Origin of the sequence: Bacillus sp. SIMBA_005 (assembly GCF_046535585.1) — a bacterium.
GTDB classification, from domain to species: domain Bacteria; phylum Bacillota; class Bacilli; order Bacillales; family Bacillaceae; genus Bacillus; species Bacillus pumilus.
The window spans coordinates 1-253 of the sequence record NZ_JAWRWI010000804.1 but is presented as its reverse complement, the minus strand read 5'-3'; the positions used below and the strand labels follow the sequence as shown (position 1 = coordinate 253).

The 253-nt window shown below is 74.3% G+C and carries 1 protein-coding gene; it reads right to left on the bottom strand.

Translation table 11 applies throughout. From position 1 onward, the window contains the following. Positions 1-253: hypothetical protein (locus SB660_RS22300; protein ID WP_410584644.1), on the bottom strand; the 253-nt coding region annotated here is incomplete at both ends.

Below are 253 nucleotides of genomic sequence, written 5' to 3'. Positions count from 1 at the left end.
CCCTCGACCTCGGCCTGCAGGGTCTGCGCGACATCGTCGGCCCAGTCGCGGTCCTGCCGCGGCTGCATGGCCAGCCACATGCCGAACAGCAACGCGAACGCCAGCGCGAACAGGCCGGGCAGCGCCCAGTTCTCGCGCCCGCGCCGCAGGCCATGCCAACCGGCGGCGGCCATCAGCAGCCAGATCGTGCCGACGCCGAAGCGGATCGGCGCGGCCGCGCGCAGCAGGTAGTACAGCGCCAGCGCGCCCCAGG